Below are 24052 nucleotides of genomic sequence, written 5' to 3'. Positions count from 1 at the left end.
GCCAAATGAGCGATTTGGGACGTCTGTTCGGTCGTTCGGCCGCTCGGGCGACGCTCAGGAGCGGGCGACCAGCATGAGCAGCGCGTCGTCGGAGAGGCCGCCGCCGGTGTGCCGCAGCAGGTCCGCGTAGAGCCGTTCGACGGCCGCCTCCAGGTCGCCGGCCGAGTCCGCGGCCAGCCGCGCCGCGCGCTCGGCCAGCGGGTAGAACGAGCCGTCCGCGACGCTGCGCGCCTCGATCACCCCGTCCGTGCACAGCACCAGGACGTCGTCCGGGCCCAGCGTCTCCTGCCAGGGCCGGGGCGGCAGCCCCGTCGCGAACTGGGACAGCCCGAGCGGCACCCACGGATCGGGCGGGTCGAGCGAGGTGACCGTGCCGTCCGGGGCGACCCGCAGCGGGGGCACATGGCCGTAGTGCAGCAGTCCCACCTGCCCCGGGTCGTTGAACTGGAGGAACAGCGCCGTGGTGAACTCACCCGGGGCCATGTGCCGGGCCACGCTCGCGTCCACCCGCTGCGCGACCCGGGTCAGCGTCTCCTCGTCGTACGCCGCCTCCCGGAAGGAGCCCAGCGTGACCGACGCCGTCTGCACCGCGTCCAGCCCTTTGCCGCGCACGTCGCCGATGAGCGCGCGCACGCCGTGCGGCGTCTCCACCACGGTGTACAGGTCGCCGCCGATCTGCGCGGTGTCGGCCGCCGAGACGTAGCGCACCGCCAGCCGCAGGTCCCCCACCACCGGCCCCGGTGGCAGCAGCAGCGCCCGCTGCGCGGCCTCGGCGACCGAGTGGACGGCGGCGAACACCCGCCGGCCCTGTTCGTAGCGCCATGCGATGTAGGTGCCGAAGAGCGAGACCACGACATAGGCGACGAGCTGCGCCCGCAGCAGCGTGCCGGTGTCCGGCAGGCGCACCTCGTCGTACGGCAGCAGCGCCAGCTGCGCGACGAGCCCGGCCGCGCCGACGCCGAGCGTGCGCCGCCAGGTCGTGGAGACGCTCGCCAGTGCGGGCGCCATGACCATCATCGGCGCGAGGTAGATCTGCGGGCCGCTCAGCCAGTCGCTCAGCGAGATGCCGATGATCAGCAGCAGGGGCAGCAGGATTCCGCTGCCGACCGGTACGACCGAATCGAGGACCCGCAGAGCGGGTCCGCCGCTGTAGGGCTTTCTCCTGCGTGACGACCTCACCTTTCGAACATAGACAGACAATGCGGGCAGTGGGAAACCCGGGCGGCGGCTGCCGCCGTCACGGCACGGGCGCGGCGACCGGGCCCATCCGGGCCAGCAGCAGGGCGATGTCGTCGTCCGCCGACTGCTGCAGGGTGCCCAGCACCAGGTCGCAGGTGTCCTCCAGGGACCGGTGGCGGGTCTTGAGCTTGAGGACGCGCATCAGCGCCCGCAGCCCCACGTCCAGGGACTGCCGGCGGTCCTCCACCAGCCCGTCGGTGAACAGCGCCAGCACGGCCCCCTCGGCGAGCTCCCGCTCCACCATGCGGAATCCGATTCCGCCGACGCCCAGCGGCACCCCGTTCGGGATGTCGATCAGCTCGGCACGACCGCCGGGCGGCACCAGCACCGGCGGCAGGTGCCCCGCGGTGGAGAACTGGCAGCGGCCGGTCCCCGGGTCGCACACCGCGTAGACGCAGGTGGCGATGAAGTCCCCCTCGGCGCTGCCGATGATGTCGTCCAGGTGCCGCAGCAGCTCGTTCGGCGCCAGGTCGAGCTGGGCGAAGGCCCGGGTGGCGGTGCGCAGCTGCCCCATGATCGCGGCGGCGCGCAGGCCCTTGCCCATCACGTCGCCGACGATCAGGCCCACTTTGCCGTCCTTGAGCGGCAGGACGTCGAACCAGTCCCCGCCGACCTCCCGGACCGCGGGTATGTAGCGGGTGGCCATCTCCATCCCGTCCACCGTCGGCGGCTCGTGCGGGAGCAGGCTCCGCTGGAGGGTGAGGGCGGCCAGCCGCTCGCCCGCGTACAGCCGCGCGTTGTCGATGGATATCGCGGCCCGGGCCGCCAGCTCCACCGCCAGGGTGCGGTCCTGGTCGTCGAAGGGCTTCTGGTTGCGGGTGCGGTAGAGGCCGATCACACCGAGCACCTCGCCGCGCGCTATGAGCGGCGTGGCCAGGTACGAGTGCACCCCGGCCCGGCGCAGCAGCGCGGCGGCCCGGTCGTCGCGGGCGATCCGGCGCAGCATGCGGCTGCTCACCCGGTGCACCACCACCGGCTGCCCCTCCCGCACCGCCCGGGTGATCAGCCGGTCGGTCGGGTACGAGGCCGGCTCGCCCACCGGGTCGACGGCCCCGATCGCCTCGCCGGCGTCGGCCGCGGTGACGGCCAGGGCCCGGAATTCGGCGGTCTCGCCGGAGGCCACCCGGGACACCGTCTCGCCGCGCATCACCGAGTCCAGCACGTCGACGGTGGCGATGTCGGCGAGCATCGGCACCACGACCGAGGCCAGTTCCTGCGCGGTCTGCTGGAGGTCCAAGGTGGTGCCGATGCGGGTGCCCGCCTCCGCGATCACCGCCAGCCGGCCGCGGGCGGCCGCGATCTCCTCGGCGGCGTGATGCCGCTCGGTGAAGTCCGCCACCGAGGTGGCCAGGCCCAGCACCCGCCCGGTGGGGTCCTCGATCCGGTAGTACGAGATCGACCACGCGTGGTCCCGCCCCAGGTCGGCGTAGGTGCGGCCGACCGTCTCCAGGTCCAGCAGCGGCTCCCCGGTGTCCAGGACGCGCCGCATCGCCGCCTCGATGCCCACGGCGTCGATGCCCGGCGAGACCTCGCGCATGGTGCGTCCGAGCATCGACGCGGCCGACAGGCCGTACATGCCCTCCAGGGCCTCGTTGACCCGCACGATGCGCAGCTCGTTGTCGAAGACCGCGAGCCCGATGGGCGACTGGTCGACCAGGCTGCTCGACAGGCCCATGTCCGTCTCGACTCGGCGGACGGTCGTCAGATCGGCGCCGAGCCCCAGCGCGAAGACCCCGCCGTCGACGTCGAGCATGCGCATGTTGCGGAACTCGATGTCACGGACCGTGCCGTCGGCGTGCACGATGGGAAACACGCCCTGCCACACCGCACCCGCCCTGACCTGCTTGAACAGCTCGGTGACCAGTTCCAGCTTCGCGGGCTCCACCATGAGCAGCCCGGCGTTCTGGCCCAGCGCGTCGGCCGCGCTGTAGCCGAACAGCCGCTCGGCCTCGGGGCTCCACAGGACGATCCGGCCGTGCCGGTCGAGGACCATCGCCGCGACCCCGAGAAGGTCGAGCAGGCCTCCGGGCGAAGGGGTCCCGGGAGCTGGCCGGGCCTCCCTGTCCGTACCGGGCGGCGTTGCGTCGTGTGCGTGCATGGCCTCCTCGTAGGCCCGCTGGAGCCCCCACTGGAGCCCCTGCCTCGTCGTTACGGCATATTTTCGCACCGAGTCCCCGAGGATGCCGCCTGTTGGTTCGCGGGCACGACGAACGAAGGCGCCCCTCCCGGAGGAGGGACGCCTTCATGTCTGTGCGCCGCCAGGGACTCGAACCCCGAACCCGCTGATTAAGAGTCAGCTGCTCTGCCAGTTGAGCTAGCGGCGCTCACCGACAGAGAGGATCCTACCTGACCACCGGGGGTGCCCCCGACCACGTCCTCCAGCAGTGCGGGGTCGTCGTCCAGCCACCCCAGGCGGACCATCTTCACCCCGGCCTGGAAGCGGCTGTCGGCCCCTATCTGCTGCATCAGCTCCGCCACGATCCGCCGTACCGTCCGGTCGGACAGCCCCAGCTTGCGGCCGATCGCCTCGTCCGTCAGCCCGGAGGCCAGCAGCCGGACGACCTCCCGGTGCCGGGCGGCGGGCGCCGCGCCCACGTCGTCGGTGAACAGGTCCGACGCGGACGCCCAGCAGTGCTCGAACATCTGCCGCAGCACGCCGACCATCGCGGGGCTGCGCAGCACCATGGCGGAGCCGCCGGCGCGGTCGTCCGGCCCGAGGGCCGGCACCACGGCGAGCGCGTGGTCCACGATGATCATCTTCATGGGGAGGGTGGCCGCGGTGCGCACCTCGCCGCCGTCGTTCACGAAGGTCCGCAGGTGGGTGCGTATGTTCGGCACCGCCGCCGCGGTGGCGAGGTAGATGGAACGCTGGCGTACGCCGCGGCCGAGCGCCTCGCGGTTGCGGTCGTCGCCCAGGTGCTCCTCCTGCACACTCGCGTGCATGGAGAGGATCTCGGTGGTCACGGTGCTGGCGGCCTCGTCCAGGATCGCCGCTATCTGCGCGGGCTGTGCGGCGACCTCGATGCGTGCCTCGGCCAGTTGCCGGATGTGGACCGGTTGGAATTCGGCCGCCAGCTGACTCAGCGCGAGATGGGTGTCGGTGATGGCGTTCACCAGTTCATCGGTCCGGCGCCGGCCGCCCTCGATGAGTTGTGCCATCGCCGTCGCGGGGGAGTGCACCGACCAGCCGCTGCGCGCACCGGGGAACTGCGTGGCCAGGCCCAGGGCCGCCAACGAGTCCAGCGTCGCGTCCAGTTCGCCCTGTGACCAGCCGGTGAGCGCACAGACGCTTTCTGGTGTCCAGTCGGCGTCGGCGAGCGCCAGAGCGTAGAGTTCCTGCGCCCGGGCGCGCAGAAGGTCGTCGGTCACTGCTCGCACCCCCAATGCTTCACGTCACCCCCGGCTTCGATCAGGTTAAGGGTCGGCGCTCGCGTATGGACCCATCGGGGGCCATCCGGTCCCATGTGTCCGCATAGGGCCATGTCCGAATCCGGAACGTGAAAAGTGGAGACCCGTGGCTCGGCGTCCGACAGAATTCAGTCAGTCGTACGGTTCCCCCAGACCGGACCGACACCCCCTAAAGCACCACCCCAGCTCACACCCCCAGGACAGGCCTGCCATGACTAGCTTCCGTCGCAACGCCCTTCGTGCAGTTCTGGGCGTCGTCGCCGCCATTACGTTGGGGCTGATCGGCGCGACAACTGCCTCCGCGCAGCCTGCTCCAGGCGACATCGTCTGGCACACCGCCAACGACATCGTCTGGTAGCACCCTGGGCCGTCCCACAAAGACAACACCCCCCCAAGCGCAACAAACCCCCCAAGAGCAGTACCCCGCAACACCCCCCAAGTGCTACACCCCTCCCCCCACGCTGATGGGCCCGGCATACCTCCCCCCTCTTGCCGGGCCCTTCAGCACGCCCCGGAAACAGGGCGACCGCGGGCACCCGCCGAGGTGCCCGCGTTTTGGCGCGATGTCGTCGGTGCCGCACAGCCGTGTGCCCCCGCGCCTCGCGGTCCGGAGGGAGTGGTCATGAGCACCCTCTCCGACCCCGTATGATTGTCCCGTTCGCACGCGCCGCTAGCTCAACTGGCAGAGCAGCTGACTCTTAATCAGCGGGTTCGGGGTTCGAGTCCCTGGCGGCGCACAGCACAAGGGCGCCCCTCCTCCGGGAGGGGCGCCCTTCTGTGTCCCGTCGGACGTCAGAGCGCGAGCGAGAGCAGCACGGGGGCCGCCCGCTCGTTCAGGGTGTCGGCGGCGCCCTTGAGGCGGTGGGCCTGGGTGACGGGCAGGGAGAGCGCGAGGCAGCCGACCGTCGCCCCGATGGTGACCGGGATGGCGGCGCAGACCGTGCCGATCGCGTACTCCTGGAGGTCCAGGGTGGGCGCGGTGGCCGGCTGGCTCTCCAGCTTCGTCAGCAGGATCTTCTCGCTGATCGTGGTCTTCGAGGTCAGCCGTACGGTCTTGTGCCGCGACAGGTGGTCGCGGCGGCCGTTGTGGTCGAGCTGGGTGAGCAGGCACTTGCCGACCGCGCTGGCGTGCGCGGCGGAGCGGAAGTCGACCCACTCGTTGACCTTCGGCGCCGCGGGGCCGTCGGCGAAGTCGACGATCTTGACTTCGCCGTCGTCGTACCGGCTGAAGTAGACCGCCGCGCCGACCTCGTCGCGCAGGGTCATCAGCACGTTCTTGATCTTCTCGGCGAGCGCCGTGTCGCGGCTGGCGCTGCCCAGCAGGACGAGCGATTCACCGACCGCGTACCCGCCACCGGGCAGGGCGTTGAGATAGCGCTCCCGATTGAGCATGGCGAGCAGTTGCGAAAGATATCCGATGGGCACGCCGATTTCGCGGGCGAGCTGCTCGGCGCTGACGCCGTGCCGGTGCTTGTCCACGGTCTCCAGCACGCGCAGCGCGTGCTGGACGGCGTAGACCGGCGCGACCTGTCGGTGCTCAAGCGCCACGGTGTCCCCCTACAGGTGTGACCGTTTGCGTCCTTGCTGTGGCTGCTGGTCACGGCCACCGCGCACGACGGACGGGACCCGGCAGCCGGGCCGCATTCCACGATAGCCTCAAAGCGGTTTCGAGTAGAGCCCGTTGAAGCTTTGTCTGAACGCCTTCGGACGTATATGCAGGAACGCGCCACTCTGGCATATGCCCCGGGCACGGACCACTTTCTCTCGGAGCACCGCACCGAGGAATTCCCGGGTCCTGCGGTGCTCCGGGGAGCCGAAAATCCGCTCCGGCGCACCCGACTCCACCACCCTCCCGCCGTCGAACATCAGCACACGGTCGGAGACGTCCCGGGCGAACCCCGTGGGTGACGCACAGCAGGGAGATGTCGCACCGCGGGCGCGCGGGCGGACGGCCACCCGCCGCTGCCGGCCGCCGGAGAGCGCCCGGCGGCGCTCGCCGCCGTCGGCGCCCAGGCCGTGCACGGCTGACGTCCGCAGGGCTCGGGGCGAAGGAGACGACAAGCCGAACGCGCCCGGCCCCTGCGGAAGGTGAGGCCGCGGACGGCGATCGGCGACGTCGGCGGGGTGGCCTTCGGCAGCCGCATCCGCTGCCACAGCGTCATGTCCGGTGTGACGGCGGCCGCCGCCCGCCCCTTCGGCACCGCCTCGATCGCGCCGCGCGTACGACCGCCGAACCGTACGCCTCCGCCCGGGTGGTGTCGCTGCGCTCCGGTAGTTCGTCGCCGTGCGGTACCCGACCGCACGAGGGCCGCGCCTACCCCGGCGCACGGGAGGCATTCATGCGAGTGTGGAGGGGTACCCGACTGCGCGGACCGTTCGCGAGAGGCAGGGAGCCGCGATGAGCGACAGCACCGACATGAGCGCCAAGCGCGAGCAGCTGGTCGTGGAGCGGGTACCGAAGGGGCTGCTGATCGGCGGCCGGTGGCGGCCGGCGAAGGACGGCCGGGAGTACGAGGTGGAGGACCCCTCGACCGCGCAGCCGCTGTGCGCCGTGCCCGACGCCGGTGCCGAGGACGCGCGTGCCGCGATGGACGCGGCCGCCGCCGCCCAGGCCGGCTGGGCGGCCACCGCGCCGCGCGAGCGCGGGGAGATCCTGCGGCGCGCGTACGAACTCATCGTCGAGCGGCAGAACGATCTCGCGCTGCTGATGACGCTGGAGATGGGCAAGCCGGTCGCCGAGTCCCGCGGCGAGATCCTCTACGCCGCCGAGTTCTTCCGCTGGTTCGCCGAGGAGGCGGTCCGCATCGACGGCGGCTGGGCGACGGCGCCGGACGGCAACGGCCGGATCTGGGTGATGCGGCAGCCGGTGGGACCGGCGCTGCTCATCACCCCGTGGAACTTCCCGATGGCCATGGGCACCCGCAAGATCGGGCCCGCCGTCGCCGCCGGCTGCACGATGATCGTCAAGCCGGCCCATCAGACGCCGCTGTCGATGCTGGCCCTGGCCGAGATCCTCGGCAATGCCGGGCTGCCCGACGGCGTGCTGGGCGTGCTGACCACCTCACGGCCCGGCGAGGTGTCCACCCCGCTGCTGGAGGACCCGCGGCTGCGCAAGCTCTCCTTCACCGGCTCCACGGGCGTCGGGCAGAAGCTGATCGGGCAGAGTGCGACGGGCGTGCTGCGCACCTCCATGGAGCTCGGCGGCAACGCCCCGCTGATCGTTTGCGCGGACGCGGACCTGGAGAAGGCGGTGGAGGGCGCCGCGATCGCCAAGATGCGCAACATCGGCGAGGCCTGCACCGCCGCCAACCGCATGTACGTGCACCAGGACCTGGCCGAGGCGTTCACCGGGCGGCTGGCCGAGAAGCTGGGCTCCATGGTCGTCGGCCGGGGCACCGAGCCGGACGCGCAGGTCGGCCCGCTCATCGACAGCGCCGGCCTCGGCAAGGTCGACCGCCTGGTGCGCGACGCCGTGGGCACCGGGGCCCGCGTGATCACCGGCGGCGAACCGCTGTCCGGCCGGCCGGGTTACTTCTACCCGCCGACCGTGCTGGCCGACGTCCCCGCCGACGCGGCGATGCTCCGCGAGGAGATCTTCGGGCCCGTCGCGCCCGTCGTCACCTTCACCGACGACGACGAGGCGATCCGGCTCGCCAACGACACGGTCTTCGGCCTCGTCTCCTATGTCTTCACCGAGAGCCTGCGGCGCGGCATCCGCTACGCCGAGCAGCTGGAGACGGGCATGCTCGGCCTCAACAAGGGCGTGGTGTCCACCCCCGCGGCGCCCTTCGGCGGCGTCAAGCAGTCGGGCATCGGGCGCGAGGGCGGTTTCGTCGGTATCGACGAGTACCTGGAGATCAAGTACGTCGCCGTCGACGTGTGACGCGGGCCGCCGGGCCGGGGTACTGCCCCCGGCCCGGCCGGCGCCGGTGGTCAGGCCGTGGGCAGTCCGTAGGCGTCGGCGACCAGTTCGTACGAGCGCAGGCGGGCCTGCGGGCTGTGCGCGTTCACGGTCAGCATCAGCTCGTCCGCCCCCGTGCGCCGCACCAGCGCGTTCAGCCCGTCGCGGACCTGCTCGGCCGTGCCGTGCACGATGTTGACCAGCCAGGAGTCGACGAACTCCCGCTCGGCGGGGCTGAACTCGTACGCCTCGGCCTCCTCGGGCGTCGGGACGAGGCCGGGGCGCCCCATGCGCAGCCGCAGCATCGACAGCGCGCCGGTGAGCACCTGGCGGGCGGCCTCCTTCTCGTCGTCCGCCGCGAGGGCCGCGACGCCGATGAGGGAGTACGGCTTGTCCAGGACCGCGGACGGCCGGAAGGACTCGCGGTACAGCTCCAGCGCCGGCACCGTGTTCGCCGCGGAGAAGTGGTGCGCGAACGCGAAGGGCAGGCCGAGGGCGCCCGCCAGCCGGGCGCTGAAGCCGCTGGAGCCCAGCAGCCACACCGACGGCCGCGCGGGCGACTGCACACCGCCGGGCGAGGTGCCCTGCACGGGGCCGGGGATGGCGTGGATGCGGGCGTACGGGTGGCCGCTCGGGAAGTCGTCGTCCAGGAACCGCACCAGCTCGGCGAGTTGCTGCGGGAAGTCGTCGGCGCTCTCGTTCAGCCGGTCGGTGCGGCGCAGCGCGGCGGCGGTCGCGCCGTCGGTGCCCGGCGCGCGGCCGAGTCCGAGGTCGACCCTGCCCGGGGCGAGCGCCTCCAGCGTGCCGAACTGCTCGGCGATGACCAGCGGGGCGTGGTTGGGCAGCATGACGCCGCCCGACCCCAGGCGGATGCGCTCGGTGTGCGCGGCGAGGTGGGCGAGGATCACGGCGGGCGAGGACGAGGCCACCCCGGGCATGGAATGGTGCTCGGCGACCCAGTAGCGCTCGTAGCCGCGGGCCTCGGCGAGCCGGGCCAGTTCGACGCCGGTGCGCAGCGCGTCGCTCGCGGTCAGGCCCGCGCCGACGGTCGCCAGGTCGAGCACGGACAGGGGCACGGGTGCGGTGCCGAGGGCGCTGCCTCGCACGGGGTCGTTCGTCTCCACGGCGGTCGGTCGCCTCCTGGCCGGTCGATGCTGCGTACGGGCAGGCACAACCGGAGAGCGGCTCCGCCTATTCCCCCGGTTCTCCCCGGTCGCCGCTCGCCCGGTCCCCGCCGCCGTCCCGCCGCAGCTCGGCGATCCGCTCCGGGGGGACGGGGCGCGAGTACAGCCAGCCCTGACCGGTGTCGCAACCGATCCGCCGCAGCCGCTCCGCCTGCTCGGCGTTCTCCACGCACTCGGCGGTCACGGTCAGCCCGAGCCGGTGGGCGAGCTGCACCAGCGCCTCGACGATCGTCTCGTCGGCGGGGTTGGGGTGCAGGGTGTCGCGGAAGCCCCGGACGAAGGTGCCGTCGAGCTTCAGCGTGGAGACCGGAAGCCGGCTCAGGTAGGCCAGGTTGGAGTAGCCGGTGCCGAAGTCGTCGATGGCGATGTGCACGCCCATCTCGTGCAGGGCGTGCAGGGCCTGCAACGGCCGGCCCGCCGAGCCCATCACCGCCGACTCGGTCAGCTCCAGTTGCAGCAGCTCGGGCGGCAGCCCGGTGTCGTCCAGGATCTCCGCCACGTCCGCGACCAGGTCGGAGTCCCAGACCTGGCGTACCGCCACATTGACGCTGACGAAGATCGGGTCGTCCGGGTGGTCCTTCTGCCACTGCCGTGCCTGGCGGCACGACTCGGCGAGCACCCAGCGGCCCAGCTGGACGATCGAGCCGTTCTCCTCGGCCAGCGGGATGAACCGGTTCGGCCCAAGCAGCCCGAAGTGCGGGTGCTCCCAGCGCACCAGGGCCTCGACGCCGCGCAGCGTGCCGCTGCCCAGCTCGACCAGCGGCTGGTACTCCAGGACGAACTCCCCGCGCTCCACTGCCTGCCGCAGCGTGCTGGACAGCGCCTGCTTGGTCATGCGGTGCGCGTTGCGCTCGGGGTCGAACAGCGTCCAGCGCGCCTTGCCGTCCGCCTTCGCCCAGTACAGCGTGGTGTCGGCGGCCTGCATGATGCCGGTGGCCGTGGTCCCCGACGCCTCCCGTTCGACCACGCCGATGCTCGCGGAGACCGCCAGCCGGTGCCCGGACAGGTCGAACGGGTGCTGCAGCGCGGTCAGTACGGACTCGGCGAGGGCGGTGGCCTGCCCGGTGCCGGTGGAGTCCTCGACGAGGACGGCGAACTCGTCGCCGCCGAGCCGGGCGACGAGCGTCCCGCTGCGGCCGAGCCGTGCAGCGCAGTCGGTCAGCCGTTCCGCGACGGCCTTGAGCAGCCGGTCGCCGGTCCGGTGGCCGAGAGTGTCGTTGATGGCCTTGAAGCCGTCGAGGTCGAGGTAGCACAGGCCGATCCGGCCGGTCCGGCTGCCGGCACCCTCCAGCGCGGTGGCCAGGCGTTCGAAGAACAGCTGGCGGTTGGGGAGTCTGGTGACCGGGTCGTGCATGCGCAGATGCCGCAGCTGCTCGCGCAGTTCGTGCCGTTCGCCGAGGTCCTCCACGGACAGCAGCCCGCCGCCGGGGACGGGCACCACGACGACCTCGGCCCACACGGTGCGGCCGTCCGGCCCGCGGACCGGCCGTGTGCGGCGCAACTCCTCGCGGCGGCCGGTGAGTACGGCCTCGTACTCGGCGTACTCCGCTCTCGCCGCGTTCGCGGGGCCTTCGGTGTCCTCGGGGCTCTCGGCGGACTCGGCGGACTCGGTGGACTCGACGTGCCTCGTGCCCTCGGCGTGCCCGGTGTGCTCCGCCGGTCGTGCGTGCTCTGTCTGCGGGGCCGGCGGAGCGCCCCCCGCGAGGCCGACCAGTTCGGCGGCGGTGAGCGCGGTGAGCCGCACCGGGTCCGCGCCCAGCAGCTGGCCGAGCGCCGGATTGGCCTCACGGACCCGCCCGTCGGGGCCGATCAACGCCATCGGCAGTCGCGCCACGTTGAAGGCGGCGCGGTAGTCGTGGGCCTCGGAGGCTGACCGTTCCGGGGCCGGAGCATGACACTGAGTGACTGTGGGGGCCGTCGTCTCGGGGTCGAGGTCGGGGCCTCCCGCGGGTCCGCCCATCGCTGACTCCCGTATTGCTGTCGTCTCGCACACATGGCCGTGGAGGGATCGGATGTCCGCCAAGGGGCGGTGTTCATGCTGGAAATGTGCCGATCATAGAGGTTTCCCGAATGGCGCGGCCACCGCCGTCGCGGTGATTCTCGAAGTGCGGAGTGTGGCGTTGGTCATTTCTCATCGCGTCGTGAATTGAATTGATCGTTTTTCGTCACTCATTACGCACTGTAGTGATCGGACGGTAACCCGGGCGGAGCAGCACAAGGGGGCGAACCACCGCAAAACATAGCAGCGTGATGTGGGTGTCCCGACACCGTCCGGGAGGTCCACGTGCCGCTGCCAGGGCTACCCATACGTGCGCATCGGCGTGTTCGCAGGAGTGACTCCCGGCGCGCCGACCGTCGCGCACTGCGGGCCGCCGTCGCGGCGATGAGCGTGTTCGCCGCCGTGGTCGCCTGGACCCTGGTCACCGGACCCTCCGCGGGGGGTGCCGGCGGCGAGGTGTGCGTACTGCCCCGGGGCACCGCCCACCACTCCGAGGGCGTGTCGTCCAGGGACCCCTCCTATCCGCGGGCCCACGGGGACGTCGACGCGGTGATGATCTTCCTGTCCTTCCCCGACGCGCGGCCCAGCCTCACCCCGGACCAGCTGGCGGAGGACCACTTCCCGGCCACCGCCCAGTACTTCGAACGCGCTTCCTACGGTGCCTTCCGGCTGCGGCCGCACGTCGTGCCGGTCTGGCTGCGCATGCCGCTGCCCTCCACCGCGTACGCGATAGCACGCGACTGGGGCTCCCCCGTGCGCTCGCGCTTCCTCACCGACGCGGTGGCGGCCGCAGACCGGCGCGTGGACTTCCGCCGCTACAAGGTCGTCTACCTCGTCGCCGACCCCGACGCCCCCGGCGTCGACCCGGACGCCACCAAGGTGGTCAGCCTCGGCTCGCCGCTGCACGCGGACGGCGTGGAACTGCGCCGCTTCGTCACCGTCTTCGAGAGCCACCCGCCGGACGTCAACGTGCTGGCGCACGAGACCGGCCACGCCTTCGACCTGCCCGACCTGTACTACCGGCCGCCGGCCGGCAGCCGTGCCGACTGGGACACCCACGTCGGGGACTGGGACATCATGGGCAGTCAGTTCGGACTGGCACCGGACCTGTTCGCCTGGCACAAGTGGAAGCTGGGCTGGCTGCGCTCCTCGCAGGTCCACTGCGTCGTCGACAGCGGCACGCACACCTACCGGGTCACCCCCGTCGAACGGGCGGGCGGCACCAAGCTCCTCGTCGTGCCCGCCGGGCTCAAGTCCGTCGTCGCCGTCGAGGTCCGCGCGGCCACCGGCAACGACCGGCTGACCTGCACCGAGGGCGTCCTGCTGTACCGGGTCCGGGCCGACGTCGCCTCCGGGGACGGGCCGGTGGACGTGATCGACGGCCACCCGCGCACCTCCCGCTGCTCGCCGGTCTCGGTGTACCCGCCACTGGCCGACGCGCCGCTGCGCGCGGGCGAGGGGTACCAGGTCGGCTCCGACTCCCGGATCGACGTCATCGCCCGCCACCAGGACGGTTCCTGGACCGTCCGGGTCACGCAGGGCTAGGCGGTGCGCGGATCGAGGGCGCTGGCCGTGACGGCCTGCGTGCTGCTCTTCGCGGCGGGCAGCAGCGCCGTCACCCGGAGCGGTACGGCCGCCGGCCTGCCGCCCGCCGACCGTCCCTGCGCCCTGCGCGCGGCGCCGGGCACGGCCATGTCCGAGGGCTTCGGCGACGGCGGGCACGACTTCGCCGCCGCCACCGGCGACGTGCGCGCCCTCACGCTCATGGTCGACTTCCCCGACAAGCGCGCCCCCTACCCCGCGGAGGAGCGCTACCGCGAGTTCTTCCCCGCGGTGCGGCAGTGGTTCCACCGGGCCTCGTACGGCAGGCTGCGCTACGCCTCCACACCGGTGCTCCGCTGGATCCGCATGCCCCGCCCCTTCTCCGCGTACGGCATAGGGCGCGGCTACGGCTGGAACGCGCACACCGCGATGATGCGCGACCTGCTGCGGGTCGCCGACAAGTCGATCGACTTCTCCGGCTACAGCCTGGTCAACGTCCTGGTCACGCCCAACGCGGGCCCGCCCGCCGACCAGGCGGTGCTGTCCGTCACCTGGACCGGCGCCGCCGCGGCCACCACCGACGACGGAGCCCGCCTGGACCGGGTGTCGCTGATATACGGTCACGACCAGTCGGGCGCGCGGGTGCTCAGCCACGAGAACGGCCATGCCTTCGGGCTGCCCGACCTGTACTCCGTCGACGCGTTCGGCCGCACCGACCGCCTGGCCGGCCAGTGGGACAGCATGTCCCTGGACTGGGGGCTCCAGGGCGACCTGTTCGCCTGGCACAAGTGGCGTCTGGGCTGGCTCGACGACGCGCAGGTCCTGTGCGTCCGCGACGCCGCGACGCACCTGGTGCGGCTCTCCCCGGTCGAGGTCGCCGGCGGCCGCAAGGCGGTGGTCGTCCCGCTCGGCCGCACCAGTGCCTACGTGGTCGAGGCCCGTGCCGCCCGGGGCAACGACGCCGAGGCGTGCCGTGAGGGCGTGCTCGTCTACCGGATCCGCACCGACGTCGACTCCGGCCACGGTCCCGTCACCGTCCGCGACGCCCACCCGGCCACCACGGCCTGCGAGTACAGCAGCGCCTCGTTCAACTCCCTGAACGACGCGCCGTTCCGGCCCGGCGAGCACTTCGCCGACCCCGCCTCCGGGCTCACCGTCGAGGTCCTCGCCCACGACCCGGACGACGACGGCTGGACGGTGCGGGTCACCAACCGCCACCCGTGGCGGACGGAGAAGGCGCGGGCCGCCGCGCACACGGCGACGGGCGCCCTCCGAAGGGAGGACGCCCGTCGATGATGGTGCGCCGCCAGGGACTCGAACCCCGAACCCGCTGATTAAGAGTCAGCTGCTCTGCCAGTTGAGCTAGCGGCGCTCGCTCACGTCGTAGAGATTAGCATCCGCTTGCGGGCCGGTAAAAATCGATATTCGGATGCCCGTCCGGCCGGTCAGCAGGCCGCCCGTACGCAGGCCCACAGCACCTCGGCGGCGCCCGGGAGCCAGGGGCGGCGGGTGTCGGGGGCGACGAGCCAGCGGGAGCGGGCGGTGGAGCAGTCGGCATAGGGCGGGGGCAGGGACACCGAGTCGCCCTCCCCGTGGCAGAGCAGGGGCGGCACGGGTCTGCCCCACTCCTCCCAGGCGAGCAGGGCGGGCAGCCGCTGCGCGGCGCCGGGCGCGACGAGCAGCAGGATGCGCCCGCGGCACTCGGCGGCCGGCCCGGAGCCCGGGCCCGCGGACCACAACTGCTCCAGCACCCGGCGGCCGAGGAGCGCGGGCAGGTTCACCACGTCGAAGGCCGTGCCGCAGGGCAGCACGGTGGGAGCCGTGGGCCGGGCGGACCACAGCGCCCGGACGCTGCGCGGGAAGGAGCTGGCGGAGGCCAGCCATTCGGCCCCGTCGGGGGTCACGTACTGCGTGTGCCGGTACGCGGCGGGGGCCGCCGCGTCGGGTACGCCTGAGGAAGCAGAATCGATCATGCCCCCCGGCCATGTATGCCACTGCCCATCACTCATGACATATACAACTACCGTGCGTGAACGTTTCGTTACGCCAATCCGGTAGAAGGAGGGACACGCGGGCCGCAGGTCGGGTACCGTGCCCCGACCGCATATATGCGTGCGTTACGAGCCGCTGGAACCGCCCTGCAGCAGGCCCTGGCCGAACTCGATCATCCGCTTGGCGTAGTCCTCCGACCAGCCCGCCTGCTCGGCGATCGCCGCCGGCACCAGCCGGTCGAACCGCTTGGGGTCGGCGAGCTGCGCCGCGGCCATGGCCTGGAACTCGGTGGCGCGGTCAGCGGCCGCCCGGAAGGCGAGGGCCAGCTCGGTGGAGCGCGCCAGCAGCTCCCGGGGGTCCTCCATGGACTCCAGGTCGAAGAAGTGCTCCTCGTCCTCGGCGATCGCCGCCGGTTCGAAGATCAGCTGGGCGGGTTTCAGCCGAGGGGCGGGCGGCTTGCCCGCCGCGTTGTGAGCCGGCTGCGGCTCGGACATGTACGTACCTCCAGGTTCGTCGGCGCCTTCCATTGTCCCGCCTCGCGCAAGAGGACCTCCGTGAGGCGGGGAGCGGGCGGGGGCGCGTCAGGAATGCCAGGTCACACGGTGCTCGGCGAGGTGGGAGAGGACCGCGTGATGGGCCTCCCAGCCGTCCGGGAACTTCACCGTCACGCCGAGCTGCACCGGCTCCGTCGACGGGTGCTCGTCCAGCAGCTCCGGAACGCCCGCCCGGCACACCACCACGCACGCGTGGCGGTGCCGCGAGGCCAGCACGCACAACCGGCCGGTCTCCAGGTGGAAGGCCGTGGCGTCGGGCCGCCCGGACAGCGGGTGCAGCACCACGGTGACGTCGAACTCCCGGCCCTGGAGCCGGTTGGCCGTGTCCACCGTCACACCCCGGACGCCGAGGTCGGCCAGCGCCGCCCGGACCGCCGCCGCCTGGTCCCGGTGCGCGGTGCCCACCGCGATCCGGTCCGGGCCGACCGGGGCCGTGCCGCGTTCGGAGTGCGCCACCCCGCCGCGGTCCAGCAGCCGCCGCGTCACCAGCGCGACCGCGCGCACCGCTTCCGGGTCCGTGCGCGGGGTGCGGCGGGCCGGCAGCTCCAGCAGCCCCCAGCCGGACAGCGCCGCCTCGTCCAGCACGCGGTCGGGGCCGGAACCGTCGCCGGACACGCCGAAGGACAGCCGCCGCTCGCCGGGCTCGGTGCCGCTGCGGAACGGGGTGTACGGGTAGAAGGCGCCGGAGATCAGCGGTGCCGCCGAGGCGGGCAGCCGCCACGACACCGGCAGCCGGTGCTGCGGCAGCCCCGGGTTGTGGGCCAGCAGGGTGACCACCGCGCTGGCCGACGGGTCGTAGCTCAGCCCGGCCCACTGCTCCGAGCCGACCACGCTGAACGGGTCGAGCTGCCCCGGGTCGCCCACGAACAGCGCCCGCTGGAACAGCCCGGCGACCTGGAGCAGCGCGTCCGAGCGCATCTGGTACGCCTCGTCGACGATCGCGTGCCGCCAGGGCTCGACGTCCTTGGCGGCCGCGGTGAACGCCCACTTCGCCGCGGTGGCGATCACCACCTTCGCCCCCCGCAAGTCGGCGGCCTTGGTCGACTTCAGCACCGACGCGTGCCGGTCGAGCACCGGGTCCGGCGGGGAGTCGCTGCCGTGCAGCCGCCCGACGGGCAGGCCGGGGTCGGCCGTCGCGAGCCGGTCCACGAGGTCGTCGACCTGGGCGTTGGTCTGCGCGACCACCATCAGGGACTCGCCCGCCGCCACCAGTTCCCGGGCGGCGCGCACCACCAGCGTGGACTTGCCCGCGCCGGGCGGGGAGTCCACGACCACGCCGCGGTGCGTGCCGTGGAGGGTGTCGTGCAGGATCCGCTCGGTCGCGGCGTCGGCGGCGCGGGCCGCCTCGTTCACCGGGCTCGGGCTCACAGGTAGTCCTCCGCGGTCGCGGGGTCGGCGCTCTCGGCGAGCACGGCGGGGGTGCCGGCGGCAGCGGCGGTGCCGGCCGCCGCGCCCGGCGGCCCGCCGTGGGTCCACGGGGTGTCCTCCGGCTCGGGCAGCGCGGCGCCGCCGCGCGGGGCGTGCTCGAACAGCGTCCAGCACACGGCGTCCCCGGGCTCCGGCACGGTGCCGGGGTCGGGGACCTTGGACCGGCCCATGCCGTTGACGACCCGCAGCAGCACGGCGCCGGGCCCGGCCCACTCCACGAACTGCGCCTGCTGGGTACGCCCGTCCGGCAGGGCGCGGTAGACCTTGGCGTCCGGGTCGAGATGCGGCCGGTCCCCGGTCGTCACGGTCACCAGCGGGCGCGGCTTGGGGATCTTGCCCTCGCTCATCGCCATCAGCACGTCCGTCACCTCGCCCGCGAACGCCTGGCCGGACAGCCGCCGGCCCGCCATCTCCAGCGGGTCGTCCAGCGCCTCCTGCGCCTCCAGCCGCACCTGGGCGGTCTCCCGCCCGGCCAGCTTCTGCGCCGCGGAGACCGCGTCGTCGCGGCGCGGCTGCGGCGGCTCCCCGGCCCGTACCCGGTCCCGGTGCGAGGTGTACGACCAGCGGTCGCGCTTCCACCGCTCCTCGACGTGCGCGCCCTCGGGGAGTTCCCGCAGCAGGTCGACGCACGTCCAGATCGCGTCCCACGTCGGCCGCATCTGGCCGTCCAGCAGCGCGGCGATCTCGTCCGCCGAGCCGCGGATGCCCGCGTCGAAGCGGGCGGTGGCGGGCGCGAGCACCGTGTTGTCGAACACGGGGTCCGTGGCGGGTCCGGCCGGCGGGCACTCCAGCAGCCCGTCGGCGCGGCGCCCGCTCTCCGCGCGGCGCGCCGCCTCGGCGCCCGGTACGCCCTCGGGCGGGGCGATCCAGGCCAGCAGGGCGCCCAGGTGCTGGTCCTCCAGATTGCTCTGGCCGGTGGCCCAGTGCCGGGTCAGCAGTTCGGTCGCCGACAGCAGCAGCGAGGAGCCGGGGGTGCGGGCGCGCTCCCCGTAGTGCGTCAGCCACCGGCCGAGCAGCGGCACCCGGGCGGGCACGGGGTGCGGTTCGTCCGGGTCGTCCTCGGCGGTGCGGCGGAAGCGGGTGGAGCGGCCGAGCAGCCGGACGTACTCCACGGCCGCGGAGTTGGCCACCAGCAGCTGGGGCGCGTCCGCGCACACCTCCGACTCTTCCCGGTTGCGGGTCGCGGGTTCGGTCTCGGTGTCGTCGGCGAAGCTCTCCAGATAGGGCAGCACGATCTGGGCGAGTTCGGCGAGGAAGGCGAAGCGCAGATCGCGGTCGCGCGGCTGCGGCACGGTCAGCAGCCGGGGTTCCGCGCGCTCGGTCCCGACGAGCGCGCCCAGGGGCGCGCCGACCTCGCCGGCCGTCGTCAGCGGCACCAGGACCAGCGGCCGGTCCGACAGATGGCGGTGGCGCACCGTCGCGAGCGGGGTCGCCCGCCCGGTCGCCATCGCCTCCGCCCTGGCCAGTACGGAGATCAGCGACATCCCAGCGCCTCCGCACGGAGGGCAGCGGCCCGGCGCAGCGCGGCCACCGCGGGGTCGTCGGGACCGGCTTCGGCGCCGCTGTCGCCGAGCGCGGCAGCCAGCACCTGCTCGACATCGGTGAGCGAGCCCAGTTCGGCGCGGACCCCGCGGCCCAGTGCCTCCACGGCGCCGCAGGCCCGGGCCTGGTCGCGGCAGTGGAAGGACAGCTCGCAACTGGCCAGGCATTCGGGGGCGTACGCCGCGGGCAGCAGTTCCACCGCGGCGCGCAGGTCCGCCGCGGAGCGGGTGGGGGTGCGCCGGTCGTCGGCCAGCCGCAGGTCGAAGGTCGTGCCCTCGGGCAGGGTGTCGGCGATCTCCTCGATCCGGGTGAGCCGGGCGAGCTGCCGCCGGGTGACCGACAGCTGCTTGCGGACGTCGACGACCTCGGCGACCGGGAGGTTGGAGAAGTCCTTGGGGCACACCAGCAGCACCCGGTGGTCCGGGGTGCCGAAACCGAGCCGTTCCAGGGCCAGGACGTAGACCGCGGCCTGCCGTGCGGCGGCGCCGACCTTCACCGCGTCCGCCGAACCGTCCAGGATCGGGAAGGACTTGACCTCGATCACCGTCCACGACCCGTCGGGGCGCACGGCGATCGCGTCCGGCTCCAGGTAGACCGGCGAGTCGGCGACCTCGAGGGCCAGCAGCGGATGGTCGAGCACCGTCCACCGGGCCGCCGCGGTGGCCTCCTTGAGCGCGAGGCGGGTGCGCGCCACGCGGCCCTCGGGACCGGGCGCGGTGAGGTCGGGCAGCGCGACCTCGCTGTCCTCGGGCGCGCCCAGCAGGCGCAGCAGTTCGGCGCAGCCGTTCCCCTTGACCCGGGCCTCGAAGGCGTGGCCCCGGATGAACGCGAACTGCGACTGCCCGAACGGCGCCGGATTGCCCAGCACGCCGGCCACGGCCGCCTTGTCCACCCCCGCGGCGTCCAGCAGCGCCCGGCGCCGGCAGCCCGGGTTCGCCGCCAGCGCCGCCAGTGCCCGTGCGTCCATCGGGCGCGGGTCGGTACCCGGGCCGCGCAGCCCCGCCAACCGCTCTCGCAGATCGTGCGTAGTGCTCACCCGCGCAAGTCTCGCACTCCCCACCGACAACGGGGGCCACCGCGGTTCAGCCGTGGGATTCCCGTGCGGGTGGCCGGGCCGCGCGCTGGGCCGGGACGGCCGCGTGACCGGCCGGGTGCTCCGCCGCGGGCTCCGCCGGGGCGGCGACGCGCGAGGAGGCGACGACGGTGGAGGTGACGGGTCGCGCGGGACGGGCGAACCGTGCGGTGACCGCGTCCCGCAGGCCGTCCACGGCACGCAGGAAGGGCCGCGTCAGCAGGTGGCCCAGGCCCATGACCGCCGCGCCGGCGACCGCGTCGAGGAAGTAGTGGTTGGCGGTGCCCATGACGACGAGCGCCGTGCCGAGCGGATAGGCGATGCCGAGCGCGCGGACGAAGCGGGTGCGCCCGTGGCGCCAGAGGACGATGCCGCACCACAGGGACCAGCCGACGTGCAGGCTGGGCATGGCCGCGTACTGGTTGGTGAGCCCGCCGAGGCCGCGCGGGGCGCTCGCGTCGCCGCCCCACCAGCCGTAGGAGCCGTACTGCGCCATGGTGTCGACGAAGCCGTGCCCCCCGGCCAGCAGTCGCGGCGGGGCGGTCGGCGCCAGGGTGAAGCCGATCAGCCCGATGAGGGTGGAGGTCATCAGCCAGGTGCGGGCGAAGCGGTAGACGGTCGGCCGCCGCCGCCAGAGCCAGATCAGCACGGTGGGGGTGACCAGGTAGTGCAGGGAGGCGTACCAGAAGTCGGCGGGAATGCCGAGCGCCCGGTAACGGCTGAAGAGGGTGTTGAGCCAGCGTTCGGGGTCCAGGGTGAGTGCCGTCTCCAGGTGGAGTATGGCGATGCCGTGGTCCACCGCCCGCGCCACGTCCCCGCGGACCAGGAGGCGTCCCGTCGTGTAGAGGCCGTACACCACCGCGATCAGCGGCAGCTCGGTCCACCAGCGCAGGCCGCCCCGGTAGGCGGCGGCTCGTGGCGCGGTGGTGGTCATGGTCATCGGGCCGTTCTCCCCGTTCTCTCCTTGTGAGAGGTCATGCGGAATACCGTACGACGTACGCTAGGCAACCTGAACACCACCCCCGCCTATTCCGGTAACTCCTGGTTCGTCCGAGGTTCAACTATGTGTGCTCGTGAACGCGTGCGAAAAGACGCCGCGCGACCGTCATGGGTTGCCTGTGAACGCGGGAGAATCAAGGAAACCGCTCACCGACCGCTCCCCATGACCGGACACGCATCCCTCATGACTGTCACCCCGCCGGCCCGCTCCCCACGGCGCCGCGTCCCCCGCAACACGCTCAACCCCGACCGCATCCTCGACGCGGCCGTCGCGCTGCTCGACCGTGACGGGCCCGAGGCCTTCACCATGCGCGCGCTCGCCCAGGAGTTGGGCGTGGGCACGATGGCCGTCTACTCGCACTTCAAGGGAAAGGAGGAGATCAGCGACGCCGTCAACGAGCGGCTGCTCGGCGAGATCGAGATCCCCCCGGACACCGGTGCGCCCCGCGAGCAGCTCATCGAGCTCTGCGTGGGGGTGTACCGCCTCTTCAGCGAACATCCCGCCGCCCTCCAGCTGCTGGCGAGCCGTCCGCTGCGCGGCGACGAGGCGCTGTCCGTCATCGACCGCATGCTCTGCCTGCTGCGCTCCGCCGGCCTGGAGCCCGCCGCGGCCGCCGCCGGCCAGGTCGCACTCATGCAGTACACGGTGGGCTCCGCCATGTGGGCCGTGCGCCGCAAGCGCGCCATGTGCGACGAGGAGGTCAATCTGCGCGAGCAGATCCGCGAGCGCCTCGCCGAACTCCCCGCGGAGAGCTACCCGTCGCTGACCGGCCTGGCCCCCGAGCTCAGCGCCGCGCAGGAGTCGGGCCGAGCGCAGTACGAGGCCGGGCTCGCCGCGCTCCTGGACGGACTGCTGAACGGGCCCGCGCGGCCGCGCACATGAGAAGAGCGCCCCGGCCGGGGCGGATGTGAACTGCCGGCCGGGGCGCTCGTGTGGGGGGATCGGGAGATGGCTGGTGAGGGGGCGGTGGCCCCCGGAGGAGCCGGCGTGATCCCGCGGGATCAGCCGTTGTAGGCGGCGAAGGCCCTGGAGAACGCGCTCGCGTCCTGGACGACCGAACTGCACGTGGGGTCAGCGGAGTTCTTCGCGCCGCCGGGGCACTGCCGGTCGCGGGTCGCGGACCACATCGACAGCCAGGCCAGCCCCTTGGACTTGGCGAAGGCCACCAGCTGCGAGGCGTCGTCGACCCTGAAGACCTCGGTGCTGACGTCGTTCACGCCGATCATCGGCGTCACGGCGACCGCCTTCCAGGCGGCCGCGTCCGACAGCCCGAGCACACTCCTGACCTGCGCCTGGGTGGCCGTCGCGGCGTCGATGGCGTAACCGCCCATGTCGCCGCTGAAGGAGGCGCCGTAGTCCATCGCCATGATGTTGACGGCGGCGACGCGCACCCCGTTGGCCTTGGCGTCCGCGAGCAGGTTGACGCCGTCCTGGGTGAGGCCGGTCGGCATGACCGGCAGGGTGTAGGAGACCTCCAGGCCGCTGTGGCCCGCCTGGAGCTGCGCGATCGCCTTGGCACGCCGGGAGTTGGCGGTGGCGTTGGCGATGGCGCCGCCCTCGACGTCGAAGTCCACCTTGGTGAGCTTGAAGGTGTCGACGACCTTGCCGTACGCGGCGGCCAGCGCCGAGGGCGAGGAGCAGGTGGTCGCCAGTTCGGAGCCGGACGCGCCGCCGAAGGAGACGCGGACGTCGCCGCCGGCCTTGCGGAGGTCGCCGATCTGGGCGGCCACCGCGTCGGCCGCCACGTCCGTCACACCGCCCCACTTGGGGGTGCAGCCGCCGCCGTCCGTGATGAACGCCAGGGTGTACTGCTTCACACCGGTCGACCTGGAGTGCGTGAGCAGATCGAACGCCGGGTACAGCGAGGTGTCGACGTACGGGGCGAAGCGGGCGGTCGTGCCGGAGGCCGGGGGCACGGTCGCGGTGGGGGTGGCCGTGGGGGTCGCGGTCCGGGTCGGGGTCGGCGTCGCCGTCGCGGTCCGGGTGGGGGAGGGGGAGGGCGTTGCCGTCGGAGTGGCGGACGCGGTGGGGCGGCCGGAGGGGGAGGCGGGCGCGCCGTCGTCCACGGAGCACTTCGCGCCGTTGATCCGGCAGTTGAGGGGGTTGCCCGCCGTCGCCGAGGACTTCGTGACGAAGCCCACCTGCGCCGACTGCCCGGCGGCGATGTCCTTGTTCCAGTTCGCGGGCCGCACGGTCACGTGCTGACCCGACGCCGTCCAGGTCGCGTTCCACAGCGAGCTGATGCTGGTGCCCGCCGGGAGGTCGAACGTCAGCGTCCAGTCGGACAGCGTCGATCCCGAGGAGTTGCTGATCTCGTACTGGCCGGTGTAGCCCGTGGTCCAGTCGCTGGTCCTGCTGTACGCGGCACCGACGGTGGCGGCCTGCGCCGACCCCGCGAGAGCGAAGGCGCCGGCCGCGACGACCGCGCCCGCGGTGAGGCCCCCGAGAAGGGCGGCCTTGCGCGTGGGGCGACGACGATGTGAGTTCCTCATGAACCGGCACGCTACCGAGGGGTATTCGGACAAACGCCCCGAGCTGGGCGTGAGTTCGATTTCTTATGACGCGCTTAAGGTGCGGCTAAGCGACGCCTGAGGCAGCTGGTCCCTGAGGTGGCCGCGGTGGCCGCGGTGGCGGCGTCAGCGGAAGCTCCACTCCTGCGCCGGGACGGTGTCGAACAGGGTGTCCGCCCAGTCGTCGTACCCGGCGGTGAAGAACGCCCGCGTCAGAAGGCGGTCGCGGGCCCGCTGGGGGCGGATCACCAGCCCCAGTTCCTCCGAGGCCGGTTCGCCGTCGGTGGCGATGTTCACCGCGAGACCGCCGCCGTGCGCGTACGCGTAGAAGCGGTCCTCGAACTCGGACGGCACCTGCCCGACGAACGACATGCCGGCGAAGCTCACCTGCGGCCCGCGAAGGGCGTCGACCGCGACGGAGGCCAGTGCGCCCGACTGCCTGAAGTAGGCGGTGGCCGCGAGCTGATGGAGGTGCCGCCCTTCACGCGGTAGTGGACCCGCTGCGTCAGGGGCCCGTGCCGGAACGGGATGTCCGGTTCGGCCTCGAAGCCGCCTGCGTCCATCACCGCGGTCGCGTCCTCGGGGCTCATCCCGAACCGGAGCGGTCCGACGCTTGTGAACGGCACGAGCGTCCACCGCGCACGGTCGGCGTCGTCCACGACCGACCAGATCTCCATGTGC

General features: G+C 72.9%; 21 protein-coding genes, 3 tRNA genes and 1 pseudogene. 7 read left to right on the top strand and 18 right to left on the bottom strand.

Translation table 11 applies throughout. The features are described 5' to 3' along the window. Positions 1–54: 54 nt before the first annotated feature. The 4 genes from ACIP9H_RS04840 to ACIP9H_RS04825 all read right to left on the bottom strand — a co-directional run bounded on the left by ACIP9H_RS04840 (position 55) and on the right by ACIP9H_RS04825 (position 3882). The gene (locus ACIP9H_RS04840) at positions 55–1179 is read right to left on the bottom strand and encodes a PP2C family protein-serine/threonine phosphatase (RefSeq protein WP_401957492.1); all 1125 of its coding nucleotides are present in this window, start codon (positions 1177–1179) and stop codon (positions 55–57) included. Between the two features lie 58 nt (positions 1180–1237). Beyond that, a complete protein-coding gene (locus ACIP9H_RS04835; RefSeq protein WP_401957490.1) occupies positions 1238–3337 on the bottom strand; it encodes a SpoIIE family protein phosphatase in 2100 nt (699 codons plus the stop codon). 153 nt (positions 3338–3490) lie between these two features. Continuing rightward, positions 3491–3563, bottom strand: a tRNA-Lys gene (locus ACIP9H_RS04830). Then, entirely contained in the window at positions 3526–3882 is a 357-nt protein-coding gene (locus tag ACIP9H_RS04825; RefSeq protein ID WP_401583223.1) for a LuxR C-terminal-related transcriptional regulator, read from the bottom strand. Before ACIP9H_RS04825 ends, ACIP9H_RS04830 begins: the two co-directional genes overlap by 38 nt. Here ACIP9H_RS04825 and ACIP9H_RS04820 point away from each other — a divergent pair. The 3 genes from ACIP9H_RS04820 (at position 3871) to ACIP9H_RS04810 (ending at position 5384) form a co-directional block, all read left to right on the top strand. Beyond that, positions 3871–4506, top strand: a complete 636-nt coding sequence (locus tag ACIP9H_RS04820; protein ID WP_401583052.1) for a hypothetical protein — start codon at positions 3871–3873, stop codon at positions 4504–4506. The genes ACIP9H_RS04825 and ACIP9H_RS04820 overlap by 12 nt on opposite strands. A gap of 352 nt (positions 4507–4858) precedes the next feature. After that, complete coding sequence (locus ACIP9H_RS04815; RefSeq protein ID WP_401583050.1) at positions 4859–5005, top strand: hypothetical protein; 147 nt, start codon at positions 4859–4861, stop codon at positions 5003–5005. Between the two features lie 306 nt (positions 5006–5311). Beyond that, a tRNA-Lys gene (locus tag ACIP9H_RS04810) sits at positions 5312–5384 on the top strand. A gap of 55 nt (positions 5385–5439) precedes the next feature. Here ACIP9H_RS04810 and ACIP9H_RS04805 read toward each other — a convergent pair. Then, positions 5440–6195, bottom strand: coding sequence for an IclR family transcriptional regulator (locus tag ACIP9H_RS04805; protein ID WP_401583048.1), 756 nt, complete (start codon positions 6193–6195; stop codon positions 5440–5442). A 219-nt stretch (positions 6196–6414) separates the two neighbouring features. Further along, positions 6415–6574: pseudogene (locus tag ACIP9H_RS04800) on the bottom strand (L-cystine ABC transporter ATP-binding protein YecC); the annotation flags it as partial. Positions 6575–7045: 471 nt separating this feature from the next. On the opposite strand from ACIP9H_RS04800, the gene ACIP9H_RS04795 reads away from it, so the two are divergent. Next, positions 7046–8530, top strand: a complete 1485-nt coding sequence (locus ACIP9H_RS04795) for an NAD-dependent succinate-semialdehyde dehydrogenase (RefSeq protein WP_401583046.1) — start codon at positions 7046–7048, stop codon at positions 8528–8530. Between the two features lie 50 nt (positions 8531–8580). On the opposite strand, the gene ACIP9H_RS04790 is transcribed toward ACIP9H_RS04795, so the two are convergent. Both ACIP9H_RS04790 and ACIP9H_RS04785 read right to left on the bottom strand, forming a co-directional pair. Beyond that, on the bottom strand, positions 8581–9672 hold the full coding sequence (locus tag ACIP9H_RS04790) for an LLM class flavin-dependent oxidoreductase (RefSeq protein ID WP_401583044.1): 1092 nt from the start codon (positions 9670–9672) through the stop codon (positions 8581–8583). Positions 9673–9739: 67 nt separating this feature from the next. Continuing rightward, entirely contained in the window at positions 9740–11692 is a 1953-nt protein-coding gene (locus ACIP9H_RS04785) for a putative bifunctional diguanylate cyclase/phosphodiesterase (protein ID WP_401957484.1), read from the bottom strand. A 423-nt stretch (positions 11693–12115) separates the two neighbouring features. Between ACIP9H_RS04785 and ACIP9H_RS04780 the strand changes: the two genes are divergently transcribed. Both ACIP9H_RS04780 and ACIP9H_RS04775 read left to right on the top strand, forming a co-directional pair. Beyond that, a complete protein-coding gene (locus ACIP9H_RS04780; RefSeq protein WP_360906069.1) occupies positions 12116–13276 on the top strand; it encodes a M6 family metalloprotease domain-containing protein in 1161 nt (386 codons plus the stop codon). Positions 13277–13279: 3 nt separating this feature from the next. Beyond that, on the top strand, positions 13280–14569 hold the full coding sequence (locus ACIP9H_RS04775) for a M6 family metalloprotease domain-containing protein (RefSeq protein ID WP_401957481.1): 1290 nt from the start codon (positions 13280–13282) through the stop codon (positions 14567–14569). Here the strand turns inward: ACIP9H_RS04775 and ACIP9H_RS04770 are convergent. The 7 genes from ACIP9H_RS04770 to ACIP9H_RS04740 all read right to left on the bottom strand — a co-directional run bounded on the left by ACIP9H_RS04770 (position 14570) and on the right by ACIP9H_RS04740 (position 20801). Then, positions 14570–14645 (bottom strand) — tRNA-Lys (locus tag ACIP9H_RS04770). It abuts the gene before it with no gap. Between the two features lie 73 nt (positions 14646–14718). Then, positions 14719–15246 (bottom strand): bifunctional DNA primase/polymerase, encoded by a 528-nt coding sequence (locus ACIP9H_RS04765; protein WP_401957478.1) that lies wholly within the window; start codon positions 15244–15246, stop codon positions 14719–14721. Positions 15247–15390: 144 nt separating this feature from the next. Beyond that, positions 15391–15759, bottom strand: a complete 369-nt coding sequence (locus ACIP9H_RS04760; RefSeq protein WP_401583036.1) for a hypothetical protein — start codon at positions 15757–15759, stop codon at positions 15391–15393. Between the two features lie 87 nt (positions 15760–15846). Continuing rightward, the gene (locus tag ACIP9H_RS04755; protein ID WP_401583035.1) at positions 15847–17187 is read right to left on the bottom strand and encodes an AAA family ATPase; all 1341 of its coding nucleotides are present in this window, start codon (positions 17185–17187) and stop codon (positions 15847–15849) included. Next, positions 17184–18731: a hypothetical protein gene (locus ACIP9H_RS04750; protein ID WP_401957476.1), complete on the bottom strand. Its 1548-nt coding sequence runs from the start codon at positions 18729–18731 to the stop codon at positions 17184–17186. Before ACIP9H_RS04750 ends, ACIP9H_RS04755 begins: the two co-directional genes overlap by 4 nt. After that, a complete protein-coding gene (locus ACIP9H_RS04745) occupies positions 18722–19756 on the bottom strand; it encodes a hypothetical protein (RefSeq protein WP_401957641.1) in 1035 nt (344 codons plus the stop codon). The genes ACIP9H_RS04750 and ACIP9H_RS04745 overlap by 10 nt, the downstream gene beginning before the upstream one ends. A 115-nt stretch (positions 19757–19871) precedes the next feature. Next, a complete protein-coding gene (locus tag ACIP9H_RS04740; protein ID WP_401583031.1) occupies positions 19872–20801 on the bottom strand; it encodes a phosphatase PAP2 family protein in 930 nt (309 codons plus the stop codon). 243 nt (positions 20802–21044) lie between these two features. Between ACIP9H_RS04740 and ACIP9H_RS04735 the strand changes: the two genes are divergently transcribed. Next, on the top strand, positions 21045–21743 hold the full coding sequence (locus tag ACIP9H_RS04735; protein ID WP_401583030.1) for a TetR/AcrR family transcriptional regulator: 699 nt from the start codon (positions 21045–21047) through the stop codon (positions 21741–21743). A 119-nt stretch (positions 21744–21862) separates the two neighbouring features. On the opposite strand, the gene ACIP9H_RS04730 is transcribed toward ACIP9H_RS04735, so the two are convergent. The 3 genes from ACIP9H_RS04730 to ACIP9H_RS04720 form a co-directional block, all read right to left on the bottom strand. Continuing rightward, positions 21863–23353, bottom strand: a complete 1491-nt coding sequence (locus ACIP9H_RS04730) for a cellulose binding domain-containing protein (RefSeq protein ID WP_401583029.1) — start codon at positions 23351–23353, stop codon at positions 21863–21865. 144 nt (positions 23354–23497) lie between these two features. Next, entirely contained in the window at positions 23498–23743 is a 246-nt protein-coding gene (locus tag ACIP9H_RS04725) for a hypothetical protein (protein ID WP_401583027.1), read from the bottom strand. 11 nt (positions 23744–23754) lie between these two features. Beyond that, positions 23755–24048 (bottom strand): hypothetical protein, encoded by a 294-nt coding sequence (locus tag ACIP9H_RS04720; RefSeq protein WP_401583025.1) that lies wholly within the window; start codon positions 24046–24048, stop codon positions 23755–23757. Positions 24049–24052 lie beyond the last annotated feature (4 nt).

Origin of the sequence: Streptomyces sp. NPDC088732, from assembly GCF_044751205.1 — a bacterium.
In the GTDB taxonomy this organism is placed as follows: Bacteria; Actinomycetota; Actinomycetes; order Streptomycetales; family Streptomycetaceae; genus Actinacidiphila.
The sequence above is the reverse complement of the archived record's forward strand: the minus strand, read 5'-3'. Positions and strand labels throughout refer to the sequence as shown.

Coding starts and splice junctions, on each gene's coding strand:
- ACIP9H_RS04835 (WP_401957490.1), bottom strand. CDS start 3,337: ATGCACGCACACGACGCAACGCCGCCCGGTACGGACAGGGAGGCCCGG.
- ACIP9H_RS04825 (WP_401583223.1), bottom strand. CDS start 3,882: ATGTTCGAGCACTGCTGGGCGTCCGCGTCGGACCTGTTCACCGACGAC.
- ACIP9H_RS04815 (WP_401583050.1), top strand. CDS start 4,859: ATGACTAGCTTCCGTCGCAACGCCCTTCGTGCAGTTCTGGGCGTCGTC.
- ACIP9H_RS04795 (WP_401583046.1), top strand. CDS start 7,046: ATGAGCGACAGCACCGACATGAGCGCCAAGCGCGAGCAGCTGGTCGTG.
- ACIP9H_RS04785 (WP_401957484.1), bottom strand. CDS start 11,692: ATGGGCGGACCCGCGGGAGGCCCCGACCTCGACCCCGAGACGACGGCC.
- ACIP9H_RS04780 (WP_360906069.1), top strand. CDS start 12,116: ATGAGCGTGTTCGCCGCCGTGGTCGCCTGGACCCTGGTCACCGGACCC.
- ACIP9H_RS04765 (WP_401957478.1), bottom strand. CDS start 15,246: ATGATCGATTCTGCTTCCTCAGGCGTACCCGACGCGGCGGCCCCCGCC.
- ACIP9H_RS04760 (WP_401583036.1), bottom strand. CDS start 15,759: ATGTCCGAGCCGCAGCCGGCTCACAACGCGGCGGGCAAGCCGCCCGCC.
- ACIP9H_RS04750 (WP_401957476.1), bottom strand. CDS start 18,731: ATGTCGCTGATCTCCGTACTGGCCAGGGCGGAGGCGATGGCGACCGGG.
- ACIP9H_RS04745 (WP_401957641.1), bottom strand. CDS start 19,756: ATGGACGCACGGGCACTGGCGGCGCTGGCGGCGAACCCGGGCTGCCGG.
- ACIP9H_RS04740 (WP_401583031.1), bottom strand. CDS start 20,801: ATGACCATGACCACCACCGCGCCACGAGCCGCCGCCTACCGGGGCGGC.
- ACIP9H_RS04735 (WP_401583030.1), top strand. CDS start 21,045: ATGACTGTCACCCCGCCGGCCCGCTCCCCACGGCGCCGCGTCCCCCGC.
- ACIP9H_RS04730 (WP_401583029.1), bottom strand. CDS start 23,353: ATGAGGAACTCACATCGTCGTCGCCCCACGCGCAAGGCCGCCCTTCTC.
- ACIP9H_RS04725 (WP_401583027.1), bottom strand. CDS start 23,743: ATGTCGTTCGTCGGGCAGGTGCCGTCCGAGTTCGAGGACCGCTTCTAC.
- ACIP9H_RS04720 (WP_401583025.1), bottom strand. CDS start 24,048: ATGGAGATCTGGTCGGTCGTGGACGACGCCGACCGTGCGCGGTGGACG.